Source organism: Streptomyces spinoverrucosus (assembly GCF_006539505.1).
GTDB classification, from domain to species: domain Bacteria; phylum Actinomycetota; class Actinomycetes; order Streptomycetales; family Streptomycetaceae; genus Streptomyces; species Streptomyces spinoverrucosus.
Genome location: NZ_BJND01000045.1, coordinates 12061 through 34693 on the forward strand (window position 1 = coordinate 12061; position 22633 = coordinate 34693).

General features: G+C 69.2%; 17 protein-coding genes and 1 pseudogene. 9 read left to right on the top strand and 9 right to left on the bottom strand.

The features are described from left to right. Positions 1-308: 308 nt before the first annotated feature. The 4 genes and pseudogenes from SSP24_RS28055 (at position 309) to SSP24_RS28075 (ending at position 7387) form a co-directional block, all read left to right on the top strand. A pseudogene (locus tag SSP24_RS28055) lies at positions 309-1494 on the top strand (IS110 family RNA-guided transposase). Positions 1495-2275: 781 nt separating this feature from the next. After that, positions 2276-4990, top strand: a complete 2715-nt coding sequence (locus SSP24_RS28065; protein WP_373306796.1) for a SpoIIE family protein phosphatase — start codon at positions 2276-2278, stop codon at positions 4988-4990. A gap of 433 nt (positions 4991-5423) precedes the next feature. Further along, positions 5424-6557 carry an ABC transporter substrate-binding protein gene (locus SSP24_RS28070; RefSeq protein ID WP_141312506.1) on the top strand — a complete coding sequence of 378 codons (1134 nt, stop codon included), beginning with the start codon at positions 5424-5426 and terminating at the stop codon, positions 6555-6557. A gap of 275 nt (positions 6558-6832) precedes the next feature. Continuing rightward, positions 6833-7387 carry a hypothetical protein gene (locus SSP24_RS28075; protein ID WP_229866152.1) on the top strand — a complete coding sequence of 185 codons (555 nt, stop codon included), beginning with the start codon at positions 6833-6835 and terminating at the stop codon, positions 7385-7387. A gap of 381 nt (positions 7388-7768) precedes the next feature. On the opposite strand, the gene SSP24_RS28080 is transcribed toward SSP24_RS28075, so the two are convergent. Then, a complete protein-coding gene (locus SSP24_RS28080) occupies positions 7769-8023 on the bottom strand; it encodes a hypothetical protein (RefSeq protein WP_141312507.1) in 255 nt (84 codons plus the stop codon). Between the two features lie 705 nt (positions 8024-8728). Then, positions 8729-9337: a TetR/AcrR family transcriptional regulator gene (locus tag SSP24_RS28090; protein WP_141312508.1), complete on the bottom strand. Its 609-nt coding sequence runs from the start codon at positions 9335-9337 to the stop codon at positions 8729-8731. Positions 9338-9431: 94 nt separating this feature from the next. On the opposite strand from SSP24_RS28090, the gene SSP24_RS28095 reads away from it, so the two are divergent. Next, entirely contained in the window at positions 9432-10181 is a 750-nt protein-coding gene (locus SSP24_RS28095) for an SDR family oxidoreductase (protein ID WP_141312509.1), read from the top strand. A 347-nt stretch (positions 10182-10528) separates the two neighbouring features. On the opposite strand, the gene SSP24_RS28100 is transcribed toward SSP24_RS28095, so the two are convergent. Next, positions 10529-11842 carry a vanadium-dependent haloperoxidase gene (locus SSP24_RS28100; RefSeq protein ID WP_229866151.1) on the bottom strand — a complete coding sequence of 438 codons (1314 nt, stop codon included), beginning with the start codon at positions 11840-11842 and terminating at the stop codon, positions 10529-10531. A 364-nt stretch (positions 11843-12206) separates the two neighbouring features. Here SSP24_RS28100 and SSP24_RS45145 point away from each other — a divergent pair, with 364 nt between their 5' ends. After that, positions 12207-12440, top strand: a complete 234-nt coding sequence (locus tag SSP24_RS45145; protein ID WP_308794536.1) for a hypothetical protein — start codon at positions 12207-12209, stop codon at positions 12438-12440. Next, a complete protein-coding gene (locus tag SSP24_RS28110; RefSeq protein WP_141312512.1) occupies positions 12437-13435 on the top strand; it encodes a hypothetical protein in 999 nt (332 codons plus the stop codon). Before SSP24_RS45145 ends, SSP24_RS28110 begins: the two co-directional genes overlap by 4 nt. A 236-nt stretch (positions 13436-13671) precedes the next feature. Here the strand turns inward: SSP24_RS28110 and SSP24_RS44345 are convergent, their stop codons facing one another. Next, entirely contained in the window at positions 13672-14007 is a 336-nt protein-coding gene (locus SSP24_RS44345) for an aminotransferase class V-fold PLP-dependent enzyme (RefSeq protein ID WP_229866150.1), read from the bottom strand. 804 nt (positions 14008-14811) lie between these two features. On the opposite strand from SSP24_RS44345, the gene SSP24_RS28125 reads away from it, so the two are divergent. Beyond that, positions 14812-16893, top strand: a complete 2082-nt coding sequence (locus SSP24_RS28125) for an NPCBM/NEW2 domain-containing protein (RefSeq protein ID WP_141312513.1) — start codon at positions 14812-14814, stop codon at positions 16891-16893. A gap of 354 nt (positions 16894-17247) precedes the next feature. Next, positions 17248-17688 carry a DUF6086 family protein gene (locus SSP24_RS28130; RefSeq protein WP_141312514.1) on the top strand — a complete coding sequence of 147 codons (441 nt, stop codon included), beginning with the start codon at positions 17248-17250 and terminating at the stop codon, positions 17686-17688. A gap of 156 nt (positions 17689-17844) precedes the next feature. On the opposite strand, the gene SSP24_RS28135 is transcribed toward SSP24_RS28130, so the two are convergent. The 5 genes from SSP24_RS28135 to SSP24_RS28155 all read right to left on the bottom strand — a co-directional run bounded on the left by SSP24_RS28135 (position 17845) and on the right by SSP24_RS28155 (position 22200). Then, positions 17845-18690 (bottom strand): phosphotransferase family protein, encoded by an 846-nt coding sequence (locus SSP24_RS28135; RefSeq protein ID WP_229866144.1) that lies wholly within the window; start codon positions 18688-18690, stop codon positions 17845-17847. A 105-nt stretch (positions 18691-18795) separates the two neighbouring features. Continuing rightward, on the bottom strand, positions 18796-19416 hold the full coding sequence (locus SSP24_RS28140; protein ID WP_141312515.1) for a hypothetical protein: 621 nt from the start codon (positions 19414-19416) through the stop codon (positions 18796-18798). Positions 19417-19771: 355 nt separating this feature from the next. Next, on the bottom strand, positions 19772-20824 hold the full coding sequence (locus SSP24_RS28145) for a glycoside hydrolase family 5 protein (RefSeq protein ID WP_141312551.1): 1053 nt from the start codon (positions 20822-20824) through the stop codon (positions 19772-19774). A gap of 403 nt (positions 20825-21227) precedes the next feature. Continuing rightward, complete coding sequence (locus tag SSP24_RS28150) at positions 21228-21761, bottom strand: hypothetical protein (protein WP_141312516.1); 534 nt, start codon at positions 21759-21761, stop codon at positions 21228-21230. 34 nt (positions 21762-21795) lie between these two features. Then, entirely contained in the window at positions 21796-22200 is a 405-nt protein-coding gene (locus SSP24_RS28155) for a hypothetical protein (RefSeq protein ID WP_141312517.1), read from the bottom strand. Between the last annotated feature and the right edge of the window lie 433 nt (positions 22201-22633).

Genomic DNA, 22633 nt, shown 5'->3' on the forward strand with positions numbered 1-22633 from the left:
CCGCGTCGGCCACGGCCTACAGGGTCGTCAAGCTCGCCGATGCCGCCTACCTCGGCTTCCTGGGTGTCCAAGCGTGCCTGGAGCTGACACAGCCGTTCGGTGACCGCGGTGGCGAACTTCCCGGCCCCGTCCGGCAACGCGTGGCGCACAGGACTGGTCAGCAACGTCTTCAACCCGAAGACCACGCTCGCGCCGTCCGGCTTCTCGCCGCACCTTGGAATGACCGTGCGCCCCGCTCGCTCGCTGGAGCGACCCAAGGCCACTCAAACTTCCCTACGTTGTTCTGCGGGAGGCGGTGAGCCCTTCGTATGGTTCACCCACCCATCGATGCAGGCAGGAATCATCACCACTGTGTCGTGATCGATGAGAGCGGCCGTCGGCTGCTGTCACGTCGCGTCGCCAACGACGAGCCCGAACTGCTCGAACTCCTGGCCGACGTCCTGGCCCTGGGCGACCAGGTGACCTGGGGCATCGACCTGGCCGACGGCGGAGCCGCCCTGGCCATCGCGATCCTCCTCAACCATGGCCAGCCGGTGCACTACATCTCCGGCCGGGCCATCCACCGCGCCTCCGAGAGCTACCGCGGCGAGGGCAAGACCGATGCCAAGGACGCCGCCGTCATCGCCGATCAGATCCGCGCTCGCCGCGACCTGCACCCCTTACGCACCGGCGACGACACCGTCACCGACCTCAAGATCCTCACGGGTCGGCGCATGGACCTGGTCGCCGACCGCATCCGCACCGTCAACCGGTTGCGCGCCCAGCTCACCAGCGTCTTCCCTGGCCTGGAACGGGCGCTGGACCTCACCAACACCGGGCCCGCTCACTTTGCTGACCGGCTACCAGACCCCGGCGGCCGCCCGCGGACCGGCGCCAAGCGGCTGGAGACCTGGCTGCGCAACCGCCGCGTTGTCCGCCCGGACCGGCTCGCCGAGATTGCCGTCCAGGCCGCCGAACGGCAGCACACCAGCCTGCCCGGCGAGAAGCTGGCCACCGAGCTGGTGCACACGCTGGCGAAGGAGGTGCTGGCCCTCAACCAGCAGGTCGCCGATCTCGACAAGGACATCGAAGCCCGGTTTCGCGACCACCACGCCTTCGAGGTGATCACCAGCATGCCCGTGCCTGGGCGTCATCCTCGGCGCCGAGTTCCTGGCCGCCACCGGCGGCGACATGACGGTCTTCGGCACCGCTGACCGTCTCGCCGGCTTCGGCGGCGTCGCCCCGGTGCCCCGCAATTCCGGGAAGATCAACGGCAACCTGCGGCGCCCGTAGCGATACAACCGCCGCCTCCAACGGGTCTTCTACACATCGGCGTTGTTCAGCATCCGGCACTGCGACGAGTCGCGTCAGTTCCACGACCGCAAACGCGCCGTGGTTAAACGCCACACCCAGGCCGTCCTCGCCCTCGCCCGCCGCCGCGTCAACGTCCTCTGGGCCCTCCTGTGCGACGGGCGGTGCTACGAGCTCACCCCGCCCAGTGCCCTCGCGGCTTGACAGACCGCATGAGGAATCGGTGGCACACGGCCAAGGTTCGTCGGCACGGGACAGAGTGATCGCGAGGAAGGACCTGGTCCGGTACCTGGTGGTGAAGGAGTTGCGGAAGGCGGGCTGTTCGTGGACGGTCTCCACGCGCGCGTTGATCATCCGTGCGCCGATCCTGATGTCCTTTCGTCGGCGCCACAATCCAGTTCGGCGCGGTCGTCTCCTCGGTACCGCCAATCGATGACCTTGAAGCGCTTCCGCCACCGCCACCGTGACGGAAACCGCGTGCAACCACCCCGGCAGCAGCGCTACTGTTCTGGCCGTGCAGGTGCGCAGGCAGCGGATACTTCGCCTCTCAAGCGGGTAACGCGGGTTCGAATCCCGCCGCCGGCCGAGCCGGTGTCGTCCAGCGGCCCAGGACGCCTTACAGTGCTCCGCAGCCGACCCTGATCTCTGCACACCAGACACCAGCCGCCCGCCACGGTGACAACGGCGGGCGGCTCCGTCACTCATTGCTTCCGCGAGCGGGCGCGGCTGCGCCAGACGGCTTCGGCGTCATCGAGGATGCTGTTCTGGTCAGCTGGATCGAAGATTCCTGGTCGGCGAGTCGGCGCGACTCGCCGGTACCCCCTGCGACGGCCCGGCCCACCCCGGTCACCCGGTGGCCGGCCGCCAAAAGCGATAGAAAAGGTATGTGTGTGGGGTTCCGAGACAATCTCGGCACAGGCCTGACAGGTCCAGACGGACCCAAAGGCCCGGCCGGCATCCTCGCCCGTCGAGGGACCTGCGCTCCCTGCTGAGTGTGGGCAGCATCGCCGGGCAGGTCTTCCTCCTGCAGCTGGCGGTCGTGGTGCTGCTCGTCGCCGCCGCGTTGGTGGCCCTCGTGTTGCAGGCTCAACGCGACAGCATGCAGGAAGCCCAGAGCAGAACCCGCGCCGCAGCACAGGCGTTCGCGAACTCCCCGACGATCGTGGCGGCGCTGAACAGCCCGGACCCGACTGCGGCGCTGCAGCCGCACGCCGAGGCGGCCCGGAAGGCCGCGGGCGTCGATGCCGTCATCGTGTACCGGCTGGACGGAATCACCCTCACTCACCCCGACCCGGATCAGATCGGGAAACACGTCATCGGGCCCTACGCGGAGGCGGCGGGCGGCAAGGCCTTCACCAGTACCTTCCAGGGGTCTCTGGGACTCTCCGTGATCTCGGCGGTCCCCGTCAGGGATGCCGACGGCTCGGTTGTCGCCATCGTCTCCGCTCCCGTCACCGTCGAGAAGGTGGAGCACATGGTGAAACAGCAGCTGCCGGTCCTGCTCGGCGGCGCCGGTGGGGCCCTTGCCATTGCCGCCGCCGGGTCGGGCCTGGTGAGCCGGCGGTTGCGGCGGCAGACCCACGGCCTGGGCCCGGCTCACATGACCCGGATGTACGAGCACCACGACGCGGTCCTGCACGCCGTACGGGAAGGGGTGCTGATCATCACTGGCGACGGCCGACTGCTGCTGGCCAACGACGAGGCACGGCGGCTGCTGGACCTGCCGGCTGACGCGGATGGCCGCCACATCACCGATCTGGGCCTGGCGCAGGACCTCGCCGGGCTGCTGACCTCGGACGACCGCCCGGCCACCGACGCGGTGTACCTGGCGGCCGACCGGCTACTGGCGGTCAACAAGCGGCTCACTGCACCTCGCGGACCGGCCGGCAGCGTGGTGACGCTACGGGACACCACCGAGCTGCGGGCTCTGTCCGGCACGGTCGAGGTGACGCGCGAACGGTTGAACCTGCTCCATGACGCCGGGATGCGGATCGGCACCACGCTCGATGTGAGGCGCACCGCCGAGGAACTGGCGGAGGTGGCGGTGCCCCGGTTCGCCGACGTCGTCACGGTCGAGCTGCTGGACCCGGTCCTGCACGGCGAGGAGCCCTCCGGTGCGACCGTCGAGATGCGGCGTACCGCGGTCGCGGGTCTGGACGAGGACCATCTCGTCCATCCAGTCGGCGAGCTGACCCGGTTCGCCGCCGCCCACCCCGTCTCGTCCGGGTTGGCCGACGGCCGGCCGGTCTTGGTGAGGGACCTGGGCTCCTTCGACGGCCGGCGCGCCCAGGACCCCGAATGTGCCCGGCGAATCCTCGACCACGGCATCCACTCCCTGCTCGTCGTACCGCTGCGGGCCGGCGGGGTGGTACTGGGAGTGGCGGTCTTCTGCAGGGCGAGCGTCTCCCCGCCGTTCGAAGACGAGGATGTGTCCTTCGCCGAGGAGCTGGCTGCCCGGACCGCGGCGTGCATCGACAACGCCCGCCGCTACACCCGCGAACACACCATGGCCGCCGCTCTGCAACGCAGCCTGCTGCCACGCGGGTTGCCCGAACAGACCGCCTTCGATGTCGCCTGCCGTTACCTGCCGGCCCGGGCTGGGGTGGGTGGGGACTGGTTCGACGTCATTCCGCTGTCCGGCACCCGGGTGGCGCTCGTGGTGGGTGATGTCGTGGGCCACGGCCTGCACGCCGCGGCGACCATGGGCAGGCTGCGCACCGCCGTTCACAACTTCTCCGGCCTGGACATGCCTCCCGAGGAGTTGTTGAGCAAACTCGACGAACTGGTGGCCCAGATCGATCCCGAGGAGTCCGCCACCGAGGAGGTCGCGCAGGGGATCACCGGCGCAACATGCCTGTACGCCGTCTACGACCCTGCCTCCGGGGAGCTGGCCGTCGCCACCGCGGGCCATCCGGGACCCGTGCTGGTCTATCCCGATGGGACCGTGGACCTCCTCCAGATGCCCGTCTCCCCGCCCCTGGGGCTGAGCACCGGCCTGCCCTTCGAAAGCGCCGAGCTGACCGTGCCCGAGGGCTCCCGTCTGGTGCTCTTCACCGACGGCCTTGTCGAGGACCGCAACCGCGACTTGGACGCCGGCCTGGCGGACCTGCGTGCTGCTCTCACCGGGCCCGATCGCACTCCGGAGGCCACGTGCGCGGTGGTGATGGAGGCCATGCTGCCGAAACAGCCCAGGGATGACGTCGCACTGCTGGTGGCCCGCGCCCGTCGGCTCTGCCCCGCGCAGGTCGCCGAGTGGCCGGTGCCCCGTGACCCGGCGGCGGTGGCCGCAACGCGCACCGCCTGTGCCCGTCGGCTGGCGGAGTGGGGCCTGGAGCAAATCGCCTTCACCGCCGAACTCGTCCTCAGCGAGCTGATCACCAACGCCATCCGCTACGGCACCGAGCCCATCGCCGTCCGGCTGCTCCGCACGGAGCCGATCAGCGGCTTCACCGCGGGCACCCTGATCTTCGAGGTCTCCGACGGCAGCAGCACCGCGCCCCGGCTTCGCCGGGCGAACGTCACCGACGAGGGTGGCCGCGGACTCTTCCTGGTCGCCCAGCTCACCGAGCGCTGGGGCACTCGCTACACGCCCCGCGGCAAAGTCATCTGGGCCGAGCGATCCCTCCAGGACGGCGTCCCGCCGACGGCGGAGCACCTCGGCGAGATCATGCCCGGCCTATGGGAGGACACAGCGCCATGAGGGCATCGCGCACACCGCACGACCTGCGCGCGTCACCCGTCGCGCCGCACAGGTACGGGCCCCAGCGGCTCTACCGTGGAAAGGCGCTGCTCGCAGGCTTCCTCAGGCGGGATTCTGCCGTCGAGGCGGCCGGGTACTCTGGCCTCGACTGCCGCTTCACCGACGTAATAGACCCAAGGAGTACGGAAGGCACAGCCGAGGGCCCGCCACTTCGGACCCCCGTGGTGCTGCCGGCGGCGGTCGGACCGCGGGCGTCGACAGCTTCCGGAAGTCCACGACGACGCGGCGCAGCCCTGGCACGACGCCGGCGGCGGCTCGCGCCGAAGCACAGTACGACGGCACCGTCGACCACTCCAGTGACCCAATCCGCCCCGCACCAACCAAACGTCCTCGGTGATAACCCTCGGTTCCACACCCCACCTTCGGAGTCGTCGTGACCACACGCCGTGCCCGAGCTGCGGCCGTCTGCGGCTGCCTCGCCCTTGTGGGCCTGAGCGCCTGTGGGGACGCACCGATTGCCACGCCCCAGAAGCCGGCGGTGGCGACCTCGGCCGAGAACGCGGGCGGCATGAGCACGCTGACCGCCGCAGCGAAACGGGAGGGCAGGCTCAACGCGATCGCGATTCCGCGTGCCTGGGCCAATTACGGCGGCCTGATCGACGGCTTCGAGAAGAAGTACGGGATCAAGGTCACGGTCGACATTCCGGAGGGCCACAGCGAGGACGAGATCGACGCCGTGAAGAAGCGGGGGAACCGGCCGAATGCACCCGACGTGCTCGACATGGGCGATACGTTCGGGCGGGCCGCAGCAAGGCAGAACCTACTGGCTCCGTACGAGGTCGCCGCGTACGGCTCGATTCCCGACAATCAGAAGGACCCGCGAGCCCGCTGGTACAACAACTACGGCGGATACATCTCGATCGGCTGCGACGCCAACCGCATCAAGCCCTGTCCCAAGACCTTCGCCGATTTGCTGCGCTCCGACTACCGGGGCAAAGTCGCGATCGAGGGCGACCCGACCCGCTCGGGTACCGCCTTCGCCAGCGTCTACGCGGCCGCGCTGGCGAACAACGGGTCGTTCGACGACATCCGGCCCGGTATCGACTTCTTCGCCGAGCTCAAGGCGAGCGGTAACCTCAACGCCGCCGAGCCCAGCGCGGCAGCGGTCGAGGACGGGCGTACGCCCATCAGCATCAACTGGGACTACGTCAACCTCGGCTACGCCGACCAGCTCCGCAGCAAGGGCGTGAACTGGCAGGTCGCGATCCCCTTCGACGGCCATTTCGCCCAGTACTACGCGCTGGCGATCAACAAGAACGCCCCGCACCCGGCAGCTGCCCGCCTGTGGCAGGAGTACCTCTTCAGCGCGGAGGGCCAGAACCTCCGGCTCGTCGGCTTCGCCCGCCCGGTGCTCATGGACGCCATGAAGAAGGACGGCACCCTCGACGAGGCGGCCGCCGCGCGACTGCCGACGGTCGAGGGAACACCCCAGTTCCCGACGGACGAGCAACTGGACAGGGCGAGGGAGACGGTCGCCCAGGGCTGGGCGAAGGCCGTCTACGGCTGAAGCCGACGCGGACGCTGAGCGTGGCACCCCGGTTCTCCGGTCCAGTACCCACGCCCTGTCCTGCACATCGGTGTCACCTCACCACGCGCGGGACAACTCCTTGAACTGTCCTGGTTCGTAGTCTTCACCCGTTCCGGCGGTGAGTAACCCCCGCAACCGAGCAAACGGTTCGGCTCTGGCAGGATGGGGCGCCGGAAAGATTCCTGGCTGTGGCGGGCCGCGCTGCCCGACAGGCCAGGGGAACGATCAACGGGGAAAGTGGGGAATACGCAGATGTGGCACTGAGCGGTTGCGGCGACTCTGGGACAGGGAAGGACAAGAACGGCTCCGAGGCCCGGGCGGCCGGGGACAAAGCCTCGGACAGCAAGTCGACCTACCGCCTGGGCGAGGCCAGCCCGCCGCAGGAATCCACCATGCAGAAGTACAAGGGCAGCACGTTCACGGTGACGCCCACGAAGGTGGAGACCGGAACGAAGGCCGACCTGGACAAGTCCGGACTGCAGCTGGATGAGAGCGACAGCTCCAAGGTTCCCGTGTACGTGTCGGCCACCCTCACCCACACCAGCGGCAAGGCCATGACAGTCGGCGACATGGACGACGACCTGATCCTCAAGACGGACAAGGGCGAGCGTACGCAGGCCGTCATCGTCCTCATGGGCCAGGCCAAGTGGCCGAACTGCCCGGCGCCGGACACCGAGAAGCAGCTGAGCGCGGGACAGTCGGAGAAGATCTGCAAGGTCTTCCTGATCTCCGAGGGCCAGAAGGCCGCCGCCGTCGAACTGAGCCAGGGCTTCACCGCCGACCCGCTGGAGTGGCCGGTCAAGAACTGACCCTGAAGGGCAGTACAGCCAGACAAAGCGGGGACCCCGGCGGGCATCGGCCGTCGGGGTCCGCGCATTGTTCGGGGCTGCGGTCAGCACGGCGGCGACGGAGTATTGGCCGTCGGGTTCGCCCCGGCCCCGGGTGGTCGAGGCGAACTCGGTTCAGGCTCATAAGCGTTGAAGGAGCTGCCCGGTTGGGGCCGCGGAGACGGGCGGCTCTGCGTGGTGTCAGTCGGTCGCCCAACTGAGATCGGAACCCGCCATGACGTCATTGGCGCACAGGCTCACCGGGTCGGCGGCGGACAGGCCACGTCGCAGCGTGCCTACCGGACCAGTTGGGGCGAGGCGGCGCCGACCCCGTCTGCAGGGTGTCCGCGCAGAAGATGGCCATTACCCGGCGTGGTCGGCGTGAAGGTGCCCGAGGGTCTCGATGCCGTAGGAACCGGCCATCACGATCAGGGCACCCAAATCGGGGGCCGACCAGACACGCCGAGGCCGGTCCGTCGACCTCGGCATGCCGGCCTTCCGGGACATCGCCGGACGTGACAGCACGTCGACGTCCCCGATGGTGTAGTTGTCCCGCCACACTCCGGGGTTCGCGGGCGGCCCCTGATGGGTGCCGGCGTCCAGCTCGCCCGTGATCAAACGTACGCCCCCGGAACATGGCGACAACGGCTGGCACGGCCAGGACGGCGCCTTCAGGGCTGTGGGGTATCACCCAGTCGCCCGCAGCGTCGAAGAGTTGGCCGAGCCGTTCACCTTCGTGGTCGATACCGAGGGCGCGCTCCGATGGGCGCCGCGCCGCAGCGAGCATGTGGTCTGCGCGGGGGGCGGACGGTACTGAGTGCTGGTGAGATGCTGGGCTGCGGGTCCGGCAGTGCCATGACCCGGCGCAGCAAGGTCATCCGCTCTGCACGCAGGCCCAGTTGGCCCGCCGGCCGGGCGCCGGTCCGTCCGGCGAGTGCGAGCCCCGACGGAACGGCTCGGCGAACGTACGACGCGGGCAGTCCGCCCCGCAGCAGATGAAACGCCGGACCGGGTCGACCACGGTCCGGGCATGCCGGGCCCGCTGCCCGGCTTCTTGCCGTCACGTCGGCGGTGCCGAAGGCGGCGGTCATCGCGTCGACGTCAAGTCGTCGGTCCCGCCGAACACCAGCGGGCCCCAGAATTATGCGTCGGCCTGCATGACGAGCACCGTCACCGTCCACTGCCGAAACCGCAGCGGGGTCAACCACACAGACCTGACGGGGAGTCACTCACGTCGGGTCGGACGGCAGGGCGTACGCGGTCTCCCGCAAAACGCTGCCTTCACAACCGGAGACTGTGATGCCTGCGAATGCCGGGTGGTTCTCAGGTGAGCGGCCAGTTGCGCAGGGCGGCGTCGGCCATCTCCTGGAGTTCATCGCGGGCGACACCGCTCACGGCCTGCACGGCGATGCCGAATGCCAAGGTCGTGACGTAGCGGGCCAGTAGCCCCGGATCGGTCTCGGGAGGCAGTTCGCCTTCGTCGACGGCTCGCTGGAACCGCTCTCGCACGCAGGAGCAGCCGTTGTTGCGCCATGCGGCGAGAAGGTCACGGACGCCACGCCCCGGGTCGCTTGTGGCCAGGGCGCCCTGGACGCCCAGGCACCCGTGGGGACGTGTCGGGCGGGTGGTGGTTCGGACCGTGCCGGCCAGGATCGCGGTGGCGACACCGAGGGCGGTCGGCTCCTCAAGGGCCCGGGTCAGGTATCCGCCGGGGCCTTCGGTGTAGCGCTCCAGGGCCTTGCGGAACAGTTCCTCCTTGTTGCCGAAGGCCGCGTACATGCTGGTGGTGGAGATGCCCATCGCCTCGGTCAGGCCGGCCAGGCTGGCCCCCTCATAGCCGTGCTCCCAGAAAACCAGCATGGCGCGCTCAAGAGCTTCGTCGGCGTCGAATCCTCGCGGACGGCCGATCGGGCCGCTCTGTTTGGTTCCCACCCCCGCAGCCTACCTCTTCCGCATCGATCGATACAGAAGTGCTACCGTTCGACTTCTGCATCGATCGGTGCGGAAGTCGGAGGAGGTTATCCACATGGGACTGCTTGAGGGCAAGACCGCTCTCGTCACCGGCGGCGGCAGCGGAATCGGCCTGGCCAGTGCCGTACGGCTGGCGGCCGAGGGCGCACACGTATTCATCACCGGCCGACGCATGACCGAACTCGACGCGGCCGTCAAAGTAATCGGTTCAGCGGCCACCGCGGTGATCGGCGACATCTCGAACCTGGCCGACCTGGACCGCCTCTACGAGACGATCCGCAGCCGGGGACGGGGCCTCGACGTACTGTTCGCGAACGCCTCCGTCGCCGAGTTCATGACGCTTGAGCAGGTCACCGAAGAGCACTTCGACACCCTCTTCGGTATCAACGCCCGAGGCACGCTGTTCACCGTCCAGAAGGCGCTGCCCCTGCTCAACGACGGCGCCTCGGTGATCTTGAACGGCTCCACCAACGTGGATGTCGGCGCGGAGGCGTTCGGCGTGTACGCAGCAACCAAGGCCGCCACCCGATCATTCGCCCGGACCTGGGCCAACGAACTCAAGGGACGCGGTATCCGGGTCAACACCATCACGCCCGGCCCGACCGACACCCCTGGCCTGTCGGGACTCGCCCCTGACCCGGAGCAGGCCACCGGCCTCAGGCAGCAACTGGCGACCCAGGTGCCGCTGGGCCGGCTCGGGCGCCCGGAGGAGATCGCCGCCGCCGTGGCCTTCCTCGCCTCCGAGCAGAGCAGCTTCATCACCGGTTCGAGCCTGTACGTCGACGGGGGCCTGAACCAGATCTGAGTTCTTTGTGTCCGCACACCCGGCGAGGATGGCGCGCCCGGCCGACCGGGTTCGCTCAGACGGGCGAGCCCGGCAGCCTCGATCCCCCGGACGGCCGGGCTCGCAGAGGCCGGGCCCTCCGGAACCCCCGCACCGAAACTCCGGGCCGACTGCTGCTTGAACCGGATGGCAGACGCTGTTGCTCGAAGGCGTCCTGCTGAACGAGCCGGCCTTCGCCTGAGGTACCGGCGATCGCCACCCGTGATCGGAGCAGACCACTGCGGGCCGGACGGAGGAGAACCGCAAAAGCGCACAGTCGCCGATCGACCGGCACACGGCGGGCCCGGCACGGGGGGGGTGTCAGGCCATCAGCGCGTACCGTTCTTCGGGCACACGGGCCGTGCCGCCGGCGCGGCCTGGGTGTGCGAAGAACGCAGCGGGTGGAAGTAGTGGGCGACGGCCCAGACGCCGATACGGCTGCCGGCCTGACACCCGGCCACATCCGCGGAGCGGAAGTGGATCCCGGCCCAGACGCGGGCGTTGATCATGTCATCGTTGAGCCGGTCGGCGTATGCGTAGTGGCGTGTGGTGCCGGTGGCCTCGGAGAAGAAGGTGAGGTCCAGGCGCCTGGTGCCGAGCAGTCCGCTCAGGGTCTGAGTCACGGCGCCGGTGACGGCGGCGTGGCCGCTGAGGTAGTCGGGGTGCGGTGGCGTGACGAGCAGCGGCTGCCACTGCGGGTCAGCCGGGGTCGCGGGGTTGCCGTCGGTTTCGGCCAGCTGGATGGCGGTGATCGGCCGCCAGCGTCCGTAGTGGAGTTTGGCGTCCCAGGCGGCGACGACGGCGTCGGTGGCCGAGGTGTTCGCCGCGGCGAACAGCCGTGCCGTCTCAGCGATGCCCAGGCGGTGCCGAGCCGTGTAGTCCCGCAGCGCGGCCTGGATCTGCACCGCCAGATTGCCCCCGAAGAACAGGGCGGTCTCGGTCTGCAACGCGGTGCGGGACGAGCCGGTCCTCGCGCCCATGGCCCTCACCTCGTTCACGTCCCGGGCATAGCGGGGCGAGGACAGTGCGGGCGGGACCCCAGGACGGAACTGGGCCGGGGAAGTGAGCAGCATCGGGCGCAGCCTGCCCAGCCAGGGATCGATGAAGGTCTGGTGGCCGGGTGGGGTGGGCCGCCAGACGCCGGGCGCGGGCGGGGCCGTGAACCGCACCCGTGCATCCCGGCCGTCGCCTTCACGCAGCTCGATGAGATGTGCCGCGGCCCGCTCCCCGAAGGCGACGCCCTGCGTCTTGGCGCTGCCCTCGGGAATCCTGGCCAGGGATTCGGCGTAGGCGGCATCAAGCGGCGCCTGGGAGGCGGGGAAATAGGTGACCAGCACCCGGTGGGCCGCGGCCACGGCGGCCGCCTCGGGCGACGCCGTGGACGGACCGCGCACCCGCCACTTGTAGGGGGCGTAGTCGCCCCGGATGCCCACCACCGCGTTGTAGACGGCAGCCGAGACGAAGCCGTGCCAGATAACCACCTGGCCCGAGGGGCGAGTAGCGCCGAGGTTGGTGCCGATCGTGTCGGTGGCGATCGTGTTCCATTCCCGGATCGTGTCGGGATCCGCCGCGGGCGACGCGTGACTGCCGGCAGTGGCCAGGGGTCCGCTCAGGACCGCGACGAGAACAAGGAGGAGTGACATGACGGCGCCTACGGCAGCCGGTCTGCCCGAAGTAGAGGCATGCATGACCGGCGTAACCGTTCACACGTGCGGAAGGTCACGCAGATGTGGTGCCCCGGTGCCGACGCCGCCCGCCGGGGCGGAAACCGGGCACCAACCCTGCGGTCCCGGCCCAGCGGCCCGGGTCGCTGTGTGCGAATGAACACGCCCGTTACCCGTGACGTTGGTGATGCGACATCCGCTTGATCGGTCGGGGGCGCCGGAAGCTGAAGACGAGCGTGTCCCGTGCGCCAAGGACAGGCGGCCGTGCGCCGCGGGGTTCGTCGCCCGTGTCACCACCCGCAACAGGCTGCCGCTGGACTACTCCGTTGCCAGTCTGAGGGTTGTGGACTTCGCCCACGTCGGGGAGGTATTCGTGCGCCGCGCGGGTGCGATGTGGGCGGACTTCGACGCCGGCCGGCGTGCCTACTTCGGCCGGCCGGTGTACGGATGCCGGACGGGCGGGGTCCGGAACCCGCTCGGCAAGGTCCGCAACCACTTCGACATCGGCGGACCCGGAGATTCGCTCCAGACCTTCCATCCGACGCTTCACGGCAGGGCCGGGAGGGCCGCAGCATGAGACGGACCATTGCCGCGTCGGCGCTGCTCCTCGCCGCCGCGCTGACCGGCTGTGCGGAGTCGGCGGACGAGGGGAAGCCCGTCGACTCCGCACAGCCCACCGCCCAAAGCCCGCAGGCCACCCCCGCCGAGCCCGAGCCCCGCACCGCCGCCGAGTTCCTCGCCCGCGCCGAGGAGGCGATGGCCGGGCAGAAGGGTTGGAGCTTCGCAGTGAAGGGCCGCGAGGGCCTGGTCCTGCAGGGCCAGGAAAACGCCGCGACCTACACGGCCGCCCTGCACCGGACCACGGGCGAGGAGTGGGCGCTGCACTCCACCGGCACCACCCTCAGGAAGGGCGTGAGCAAGCCTGAGGAGATCTACGTCGTCGACGGGACGGTCTACGTCAAGAAGGACACGGCCGGCTGGGAACACGGGCCCCTCACCGACGCGGAGTTCGCGGACAAGGTGGAGGACCCCCTCGCCGCGCTCGACGCGTTCCGGGGATACGGCGACGAGGTCACCGTCACCGCGCCGGAGGACGGCCCGGATGGCCAAGTGGAACTGCGCGTCCGCAAGACGACCACCCCGCTGACCGGCGTACGGGACAAGAGTGTCGTACAGAAGGCCCTGCGCGAACTCGACCCGACCCTGCGGCAGTTGCACGCAGCCGGAGTCGCCGCCCCCGAGAGCGAGATCGCCGTGAGCGGCGGGGCAGCACATCCGGTTCGAACAGGAGGTGACCGAGCGGACCACGGGGCCCTACCACGGGACCATAGCCCTGCCGGAAGGCGTCAGCTGATCGAACTCCCGCCACCGTCGCGCCGGTTACGCCACGCGCACCTTCGCTGCCGCCACCGGAAGGCCCTCCGCGGAAGACCCGCCGCTCGGCGTTCACCGCGAACACTTCGCAGCCCTCCCCGGGCACCACAACGCGGGCCGTCGCCCTCCCCCGAGCGCGGCTGCCGCTCGGCCGAGACCCTCCAGGGAGTGAGCGTGACACTCAGCTCCGGGAGCTGACGCCCTGTCTCGGGAGGGCACGCCACGATCACGGACGTCGCGGAGGCAGCCGGAGTCTCCCTCCAAAAGGTGTTCAACGTGCTCAACGCCAACGCACCCCAGCGCGTACACCGATGACCCGCGAGCGGGTACAGCAGGTCATCGCCCAGCCGGGCTATCACACCAACCGTGCGGCTCGCTCGCTGCGGGCCAGCTCACCAAAGAGGGGACGGCCTCATCCAGCGGACCGCACCGGGTCACTCCCGCAGGGACTCCAGCGCCGCGGCGACACGCCCGGACACCTCCGGCGGGGTCGAAGCGTGCGGGGACAGCCTCAGCGAATCGCCGCGCACCGTCGCGGTGACCCCTTCGGCCTGCAACGCCTCGCCGACGACCCGAGGATCGTAATCCGGCAGCGCGAAGGACAGGATGCCCGCCCGCCGTGCCGGATCGGCCGGGGACAGCACCCGGCCGCCGGCCCGCTCCACGACCTCGACGAGCTCGGTGACCCGGGCTTCGATCGCGGTCTCGATCGCCGCGACGCCGTGCCGCTCCACAAGATCAAGCGCGGCTGCGAACGCTCCTGCAGCCACCGGGCTGAGATGAGTGATCGACCACCGCCCGGCGTCCGTGGCAGGCGGATGTTCCCCTCCGTCGAAGAGACCCGCCTCCTCCACCCCGTCCAGCCGGTCAGAACCGGCTCAAGACAGCCCAGCGCCCGGTCGGACAGGGCCGCGAACCCCGTCGACCAGCCTGCCCGCAGCCACTTCTGGCCGCCCACAACCAGTACATCGGCCGCATCCCACGGCATCCGTGTCACACCGAACGCCTGGATGGCATCCACACTCAGCAGCCGCTCCGGCCCGATCACCTCGCGCAGCGCCGCCAGGTCCGCACGGAAACCGGTGCGGAAAACGCGATGCAGGCGGGAGGCTGGCGCAGGAAGAGGTTCCGCGGGGCGTGACCTCCACACACCCACTGCATGTACCGGACACACGACACATCAGCCGGGCCTCCACCTTCCAGTCCACCATCCAGCCGTTGGGCTCGCGCCGGGCCACGGTACGACTGCGGGTGCGTCGGTACTTCTGTGACCGGAAGAGTTGTTCCCGCAGGACGTTCGTCGAGGAGGTGCCGGGGCTCTCCCAACGGCACCGCCGCTCCAGAACGGGGATGACAGGACGGCTGCGGTCGACCTGCCTCGCCAGTAACTCGTAATTTACGAATTAATGTTGACGCGCGCCGCTAACCCCTGCAAGGTTCTGGCCAAAACACCGCAGGCGCGCGGGCGTTGACTGGTCCGAAGAGCGATCACCGCATCCTCAGCGATGGAGCGGCATCTGAGACTCACGACCGGGACGGGTCGGCACGCTTGATCGGACAGCGAAGGATCTGATGTGAAACGACATCTCACCGTCCTGCTGGCCCTCCTGGCCGGCTTGCTGGTCGTGAACGGACCCGCCCACGCCGGCGCCGCGTCCGGCAGTGTCGCCGTCACGACGGCGGCCCCTCAGCAGGTGCTGAGCCCGACGCCGTACATGGGCTGGAACACCTACTACGCGCTGGGTGGCGATCCGACCGAGGCCGAGGTCAAGTCGACAGCCGACTTCCTGGTCAGCAGCGGCCTGCGCGACGTCGGCTACGAGTACGTCTGGATCGACGGCAATTGGGCGGCGCCGACGCCGCGCAGCTCGGCCGGCGACCTGGTGCCCAACCCGGACCAGTTCCCGAACGGGCTGAAGCCGCTGGTCGACTACATCCACGCCAAGGGCCTGAAGGCCGGCATCTACACCGACGCCGGTCCGTACATCCCGGGCAAGTGCGGACTCGGCAGCCACGGCTACTACCAGCGCGACGCGGACCAGTTCGCCGCCTGGCAGTTCGACGCGGTCAAGGTGGACTACCTCTGCGGGATCGCCGCGGACCTCGACCCGAAGACCGTCTACACCGAGTTCGCGCAGGCGTTGCGGAACAACGCCAGCGGGCGCCCCATGCTCTTCAACCTCTGCAACCCGGTGACCTCCCCGGACTGGGGCAACTATCCGGAGGAGCAGCAGTCGACGTACTCCTGGACCTACGCTCCGGCGATCGCGCAGTCCTGGCGGACGTACACGGATGTGGGTTTCGTCGGTGAGATCAAGTTCAAGGACGTGCTGCGGAACTACGACGCGAATGCGCGGCATCCCGATGTCGCCGGGCCGGGGCACTTCAACGACCCGGACTACCTCGGGCCTGAACTGGGGATGACCGACGAGGAGTTCCGTACCCAGATGACGCTGTGGTCGGTGGCAGCCGCGCCGTTGGTGATCGGCAGCGACGTCCGTAAGCTCAGCCAGACCTCGCTCGGCATCCTCGCGGACCGCGACGTCCTCGCGATCAACCAGGACCCCGCCGGCATCCAGGCCGTCCGCGTCGGCCCCGCCGGTACGACGGAAACCTGGGTGAAGCGTCTGGCAGGCGGTGACCGTGCCGTGGTGCTGCTGAACCGGGGCGACAGCCCGACGACGCTGACCACGACTGCCCGGTCGGTCGGGCTGTCCGGGGATCGGTTCACCCTGAAGAACGCCTGGACCGACCAGGTCACCGAGAGCGCCGGCACCATCAGTGCCGCCGTCCCGGCTCACGGCGCGGCCCTGTTCCGGGTCCGCCCGGCGACGGGCAAGCCCGGTCTTCCGCACGTCGTCGCCGGTCTTCCGCAGGTGACGCAGGTCGGTGGCGACACGGTGCCGTCCGGGGTCGCCCCGGTGGTCGCCGGTGGCGACCAGGCCCGGGTCGAGGTCACCGTCCGCAATGACGGTGCGCGGCCGGTCTTCGCACCGCGGGTCGAGCTGGCGGTGCCCGTCGGCTGGACAGCCCGTCCTCTCGGCAAAGCGCCGAAGCTGCTGGAGTCCAACCGCTCCGTGACCTTGGCCTTCACGATGACTCTTCCGGCCACCGCCGCGCCGGGCAACGCCGCGCTGACCGCCACCACCTCCTACGAGGTGCCCGGCAAGAGACGGCTGCGGCACGAGACGGCCACGGCGGTGGTTGTGGCACCGGTGGCGCCGGACGGCGACGTCGTCCTGTCACACCACGATTGGATCAGCGCCACCAGTGGGTGGATGAGCCCGACGGTCGACCGGAGCGTCGGTGGCTGGTCACCGATCAGCATGCTCGGCCAGGTCCACCCGACCGGTATCGGGGTCGCCTCGCCCTCCTCGGTCCGCTACTACCTCGGCGACCGGTGCACCCGGCTGGCCACGACCGTCGGCATCGACGATGCGGTACGCAACGTCGGCCCCGAGGGCGGCACCTCGACTTTCCAGGTGCTCGGTGACGGCCGGGTGCTGTTCGACAGCGGTGTACTGACCCGCGACGACGTCCGCGAGGTCGACATCGACCTGACCGGCGTCCGGGTGCTCGACCTGGTGGTAGGAGACGCCGGCGACGGCGGCTACAACGACCGCGCCAACTGGGCCGGTTTGAACGCCACCTGCTGATTCAGCTCGCCGCAGTCAGGTGAGGTGGCACCCTCACCTGACTGCGGCACGGCAGGCCCGTTCACCCCCGACTCGTTCTGCCCTCGCCCAACGGATCCGCCATCGCCGCGGCGGCATGGGACGCGACGGTGGTGGCAGGCTGTCTGCGCAACGCCACCACTGTCGGACCTTGGGCTGGTCCAGCACCGTTCACCCGGCTGACCCGCCGTTCCCGCACCGAGCCCTTTCTGGCCTTCGACGGCACAGCCACAGCCCTCATCTGCCGCCGAGCGCCTGCCCAGGGACGTAACACCGACGACAGCGACGATCCGGCTGGATACGCTGACCTGCCCTGATCAGCTGAAAGGTGCCGCGATGAGCCAGTACTTCGAGATAGCCGACGAGACCGTGTGGAACCCATCCAATGGCGCTTCCCGTATTTTCCAGCGCCAAGTAGCGGTGTTCGAGGCGGAACTGGGACTCCCATCGGGCATCGGGCCGATGGAGAACGACGAGTGCCAGATCGACCGTGCCGCCTTCGAGACTTTCGTCAACGCCCTGCTGGCACAGCACCGAAGAACGAGCCACGCCATAGTGCTCGCGCTCTCCGAAGGCTTCACTGCCACAGTGCTGGTTCTCGCAGAGCGCGCCGGAATCAGGGTGGACTGGGCACAGCTCGCAGCCACCCCGGGCACTCTGCTCGAAGACGTGCAGGTTTCCGCCGTCACAGGGATGTCCGTCCCGGCAGAAGGCGAAGCCTGGATTGCGGGACTGCGCGAGAAGGCACGAGACCTGGGGCGCCGCATGCCCCGCTGACCAGAGCGCGCGCGTATGACGAACCGAGCACTGGACCCCCACCTGTTCAAACCACCATAAGAAACGGCGTCTAGCTGTATGGCGGTCCGCCAGACAGGATGAAGGGGACTCGGAACGGATGGAGGCCGCGCGGCATCGAGGAGACCGTCAGTGTGCTTACTCGCCCAGCAGGGCCACGGTGTCCCGCAGTCGTTCGCACGCGCAGTCGTACCGCTCGGTGTCGGTGTGTGCCCGGAAGTTCGTCTCGATGATCTGGATCAGAGCGAGGTGGAGGTTGTACAGCCGCCGACGGGTCCGCTCGGCGGTGGTGAACGGCCGGTGGCCGTAGCCGCGGATGAAAAACGTGGCGTTCCCGTAAGCGCTCGACTCGCTCCCGGTGAAGCCGAACTCCATCAGCGGATCGCCGTAGAACGCCCGCTCGTGGTCGAGGATTGCCACGATCTGGCCGTCGCGCACCATGCAGTTGCCGGGCCACAGGTCCCACTCGACGAACCGGGGCTCGGTCACCTCGTCCAGCGAACTGGCGTGCGCGGCCACGACTTCGCGGATCACGTCGTAGCCGTGGCGCAGGTCGACGCCGCGTCGCTCGCCGTCGCCCAGCAGCTCCTCGACCATCCGCAGGAAGGCCGCGCGCCACGTGCTTTCGCCCGGCCCGGCCAGCGGGCCGAAGGCGCTGCCGGGGATGGTGTTGAGCTCGCGGGTGATCGCGCCGAGCGCCTCGTCGTAGGCGTTGATCTCCGTTTCGGCCAGGGTGTCCCTGATGACGTTGAGGTTGTCCGCGCCCACATACATCATGAAGAAGTAGTCGGCGTCACACACCTCATGGCTCTGATCGGCGAAGTCGACCACCGGCACTGGAACCTTCGTGTGCTCCCGGATCAGCCGCAGCGCCGCCAGTTCGGTGGCCATGGCGCCGCGCTCGTAGGTCATGACCTCGACGTCCGGCGGCGGCGCGATCTTGAGGACGACTTGCGCGCCGGATCGCAGCCGGATCCGCCTCAACGGGCTGCCGGTTCTTTGTGATGCTCTCCATCAATCCTCCGCCCGAAGCATGATCGGACGGTAACATCAGGACGGCGTTGTGCACTCGGTCGGGCAGGCGGCCGATCAGCCGCGGGGGCGGCTCCCGTGGTGGTAGCCGAGTTCGAGATAGCGAGTGCGGCTGCTCCAGGAGCCGAGGTCGGGCGTGTTGGCCAGGACGTCGTGCCAGGGCTGGGCGCCGGGAGCGGCCGCCTCGCCCGAAGCCGCCTTATCGTGCGCGGGCAGCGGATAGCCGGGGCGCCCGGCCCAGAGCCGCACTCCCGACCGCGCCTCGGACTCGCGGACAGCTTCCCAATAGCCCACTGAGAACATGCCGGCGAGCTGGTGCATGGCGATGAAGCCGGCCAGGCCGTCCTCGGGGTCCGTGCGGTCCGGGCGCTCGGTGAGGGCGTGCCACAGGATGTACATGTTCGGTAGCCGCACCTCGGGCTGGAATCGGTACACGAACCGCTCCAGCCTGATCGAGCCGATGCGGGGCAGCTGCACCCGGGTGAGCGGGACGACTTCGCGCTCGCCGCCGGTCCAGGTCAGCCTCTCGTTGCGGCCCATGTAGCCGGGCTCGCTGAAGACCGTGACGTGGAGGCGTTCCCTGCGATCAGGTCGGCGGTTGTGCAGCAGACCCGCGCAGGCGACGGCGCCGCCCACGGAGGCCAGGCCCGCCAGGAGAATCCTGGTCTTGCGCTTCATCGGCACGCGGCACCTCGCTTCTGAGGGGACGGGCGCCTCCATCATGCGCCACCGACGGCCCTTGACACGGTGGCCTCCGGGTCGACTACGACGCCCCCAGGAGACCGGCCACCGCTCCAGACTGCTACGGCTGAGGTGGCGGCCATCCCTGACCGAGTTCGCGCTTCGGCCTGAGGCACGCTCAATCAGGCTTCGTCCGGCAGCAGGGCGGAGCGGAACGGCCGACACGGCGTAGTTTCCGACAGGACGAGCGGACGCGGCGGTCGCGCCCGGTGGTCCGGCAGTTGCGTGGCCGGACCACCGGGCGCGCTGCCGGCGGCCTGTGCGGCGGCCTCCGACTCGGGCGCTGCCTGAGTCAGCCGACTGGGAAGGTGTCGGGAGTTCTGATGCGGTCCCGGATCCACACGCCGGCGAGCTTCAGAGGTGCTGTGCCGACCCAGGAGCCGGGGTTGTCGCAGGTCCCGGTTTTGAAGACAGCTCCGGTGCGGTGGTCGTCGGAGAAGTTCCAGTTCACCCAGCTGATCTTCTTGCTCGCCATGAGGTCGAGATAACGCTGCGACATGGTGAAGTCGTTGTCGCCTTCACCGGCGTAGTTCTGGGTGCCGAACTCGGTGACGAAGACGGGAAGCGCGTCAGCGGCACGGGAGAGGGTCGCCAGGTACTCGTCGCGGTGCGAGTCGGCGTAGAAGTGGAAGGTGTACATGATGTTGGAGGCCCTGACGGGGTTGTTCACGACCTCGGACTCGTTGGCACCCTCGGAGACACCGAACGAGGACCATGCACGGGTGCCGACCAGTACCGGGGCGTCGGAGTCGATGGCCCGGATCGTCGGGATGATCTGTTCCGCGTAGCTCTTGATCCGCGACCAGCTCACGCCGCTGGGCTCGTTGGCGATCTCGTAGAGGATGTTGTTCTTGTCCTTGTTGCGGTGCGCGATGTCGGTGAAGAACTGCTGGGCCTTGGTCAGGTTGGCGTGCGGATCACCGGGGGTGAGCATGTGCCAGTCGACGATCACGTACATGCCGCGGTCGGTCGCCTGCTGGATCAGGGAGTTGGCGAGGTTGGTGAAGTGCTGGGGATTCGTCTCGTACCCTCCCTCCTGCACGTAGGTCGAGACGCGCAGGACGTCGGCCTTCCAGTCCTGGGCCAGGGCGTCGAGTGAACCGCTGGTCAGACAGTGCGGATACCACTGGGTGCCGTGGGTGCTCATTCCGCGCAGCTGGATGGGGTTCCCTCGGCTGTTGCAGAGCTTGGTGCCGCAGACCTTGAGCTGTCCGTTGATGCCGACCGGTGTGTCTGCCGCGGCCGACTGGCCGGCCGTCGCAGACCGCTGGTCGGGGGTTGCGTGAGCGGGGCCATTCGGGACGGCGGTGGTCAGAAGCAGGGCACCGCCGAGTGCGGCTGCCATCGCGGCCGGACGTAACAGCTTGAGCCTCTGTTTCACCTGGACCTCCGTTTTCTCGGGTCATCGGCGGTAATGGATAGGAAAGTTTCCTAACCTGATAGAAGCAGCAGTTCCCAGTCGCCGCAAGGGTCTCATCGATACCGCGGCCATCCCTCGGCATCCCACGGGCCCCGAACATGCCGCGTCAGGGCCGCAGTTGTCGTCCTTCCCACCAGACAGTCCCTGCCCCGGCTCCCTGAATGACCTGCCGGTGGGCGGGGCCGTCGGGTGCGGCCCCGCCCGTGTGCGTACGTCCGGTGACGTCAGCGCAGGCCGAAGGCCCGGGTGATCGTCTGCGAGACCGTGTTGCCGGCGCTGTCCCGGGCGGTAACCCGGAGGCTGACGAAGTCTGCGCTCTTCGGGGCCTTCAGCCTCGTCCGCCATCCGTCACCGTGGTCCTCCACGTCGGACCGGTGCCACGTCGTCCCGTCGTCGTAGGAGACCTCGACGCGGAGCTCGTCGATTGCGGCCGCCGCGCAGGCAGATGCGATGCGTTCACCTTCAGCTTGGCGCCCCGGTCCGCCGGGCCCGCGGTGTCGGTGTCCACGACGTAGTCGAGCTGGATCAGCGGCAGGGACTCGGACGCCTCGGCTCCGGTGGCCGCGGAGGTGAAGTGCCACTCCGTCAGGGTGTGCGTCGAGTATGGGTGGGCCCACTCACCCCGCTCGTTGTCGACGTCCAGCCGGTAGGGCAAGCGCTCCGCGGGGAGATCCGGAACGCGCAGGAACTCGGCGTCGCCCCAGTTGAGTTGCCGGTCGCCCTGGTAGAGCGACATCCAGTTGTCCACGGCGTAGTTGCCGTGTGCTTCCCCGACATGGCCGGCACCGGAATCACCCCAACCGGGCGCGGGGATGTACACCGTGTCGAGGTGGCGCACCGGCTGGTAACCGACCGGGCCCATCCGGGGGCGCTGGATGGGCCCGAACCAGCTGACCTCAGTGTGTCCTGCCGTGCGGGTAGCGAAGGACGTCGAGCGAGTGCTGCCCGGTCTCTGTGGGGATGAACGCGTCTTCGACCCAGGCGGTCCCGGAGGTGACCCAGTCGGTCCGCTCTCCCTGGGCGGGAGCGGTGAGCTGGTTCCCGGCGGACCAGCCGTCCCAGACGTCGTAGCGGTACTCGTTCGCCGTGCCGGGCCGGTGGTTGCGGAACGAGACGTCCACCCGGCTCAGGTTGCGCGGCTCCACCCGCCAGGTCGGATCCGCCGGGACGGCGCCAGCCCAGTGGCGGACGACATCGTAGGCGTAGTCGGTGGTGGGGTGCGAGGTGACCTTCAGGTCGACGGAGCCCCGCCGCAGCGCGTCGATCAGGCCGCCGCCCTGATCGGCGTCGAGCGTCGCCACGGTCAGCGGGTCCGGGCTCTCCGGTCCCCACGGGGTCTCGTCCCAGGGCTGAAGACGGCCAATGCCGTCGGACCACCACGAGCAACTGGGCACCGGCCTCGGCGGCGGCCCTCGCCTGCTCGGCGATCGTCGAGGTGTCGCTGCCCTGGACGACCACCGCCTTGCCGCGTAGGTGCTTCCGGTCGAGGGCCCGGGCCGCGCCCTCGTCCACGAAGACCGCCCTCAGGGTGTGGGTGCCGGCCGGCAGCGGCTTGGCCGCGCGCTTGACCAGCAGGTCCTCGAACGTGCCCGCCTTCGTGCCCATGGTCAGCGCCGGTTGCTCGTGGCGGAAGCGGGCGCCGAACTCGAAGCGGCCTTCCGTGACCTGTCGGCCGGTCGGCAGTGCCCAGATGCTGTCGTAGGTCGCATTGGGCAGCATGGACGACGCGGCCCC

Bases quoted from the DNA above. Each gene is read 5' to 3' on its own strand.
- SSP24_RS28145 (WP_141312551.1), bottom strand. From the start codon at position 20,824: ATGGCAGCCGCACTCGGCGGTGCCCTGCTTCTGACCACCGCCGTCCCG.
- SSP24_RS28130 (WP_141312514.1), top strand. From the start codon at position 17,248: ATGAGCCAGTACTTCGAGATAGCCGACGAGACCGTGTGGAACCCATCC.
- SSP24_RS28150 (WP_141312516.1), bottom strand. From the start codon at position 21,761: ATGGGCCCGGTCGGTTACCAGCCGGTGCGCCACCTCGACACGGTGTAC.
- SSP24_RS28110 (WP_141312512.1), top strand. From the start codon at position 12,437: ATGAGACGGACCATTGCCGCGTCGGCGCTGCTCCTCGCCGCCGCGCTG.
- SSP24_RS28100 (WP_229866151.1), bottom strand. From the start codon at position 11,842: ATGTCACTCCTCCTTGTTCTCGTCGCGGTCCTGAGCGGACCCCTGGCC.
- SSP24_RS28140 (WP_141312515.1), bottom strand. From the start codon at position 19,416: ATGAAGCGCAAGACCAGGATTCTCCTGGCGGGCCTGGCCTCCGTGGGC.
- SSP24_RS28095 (WP_141312509.1), top strand. From the start codon at position 9,432: ATGGGACTGCTTGAGGGCAAGACCGCTCTCGTCACCGGCGGCGGCAGC.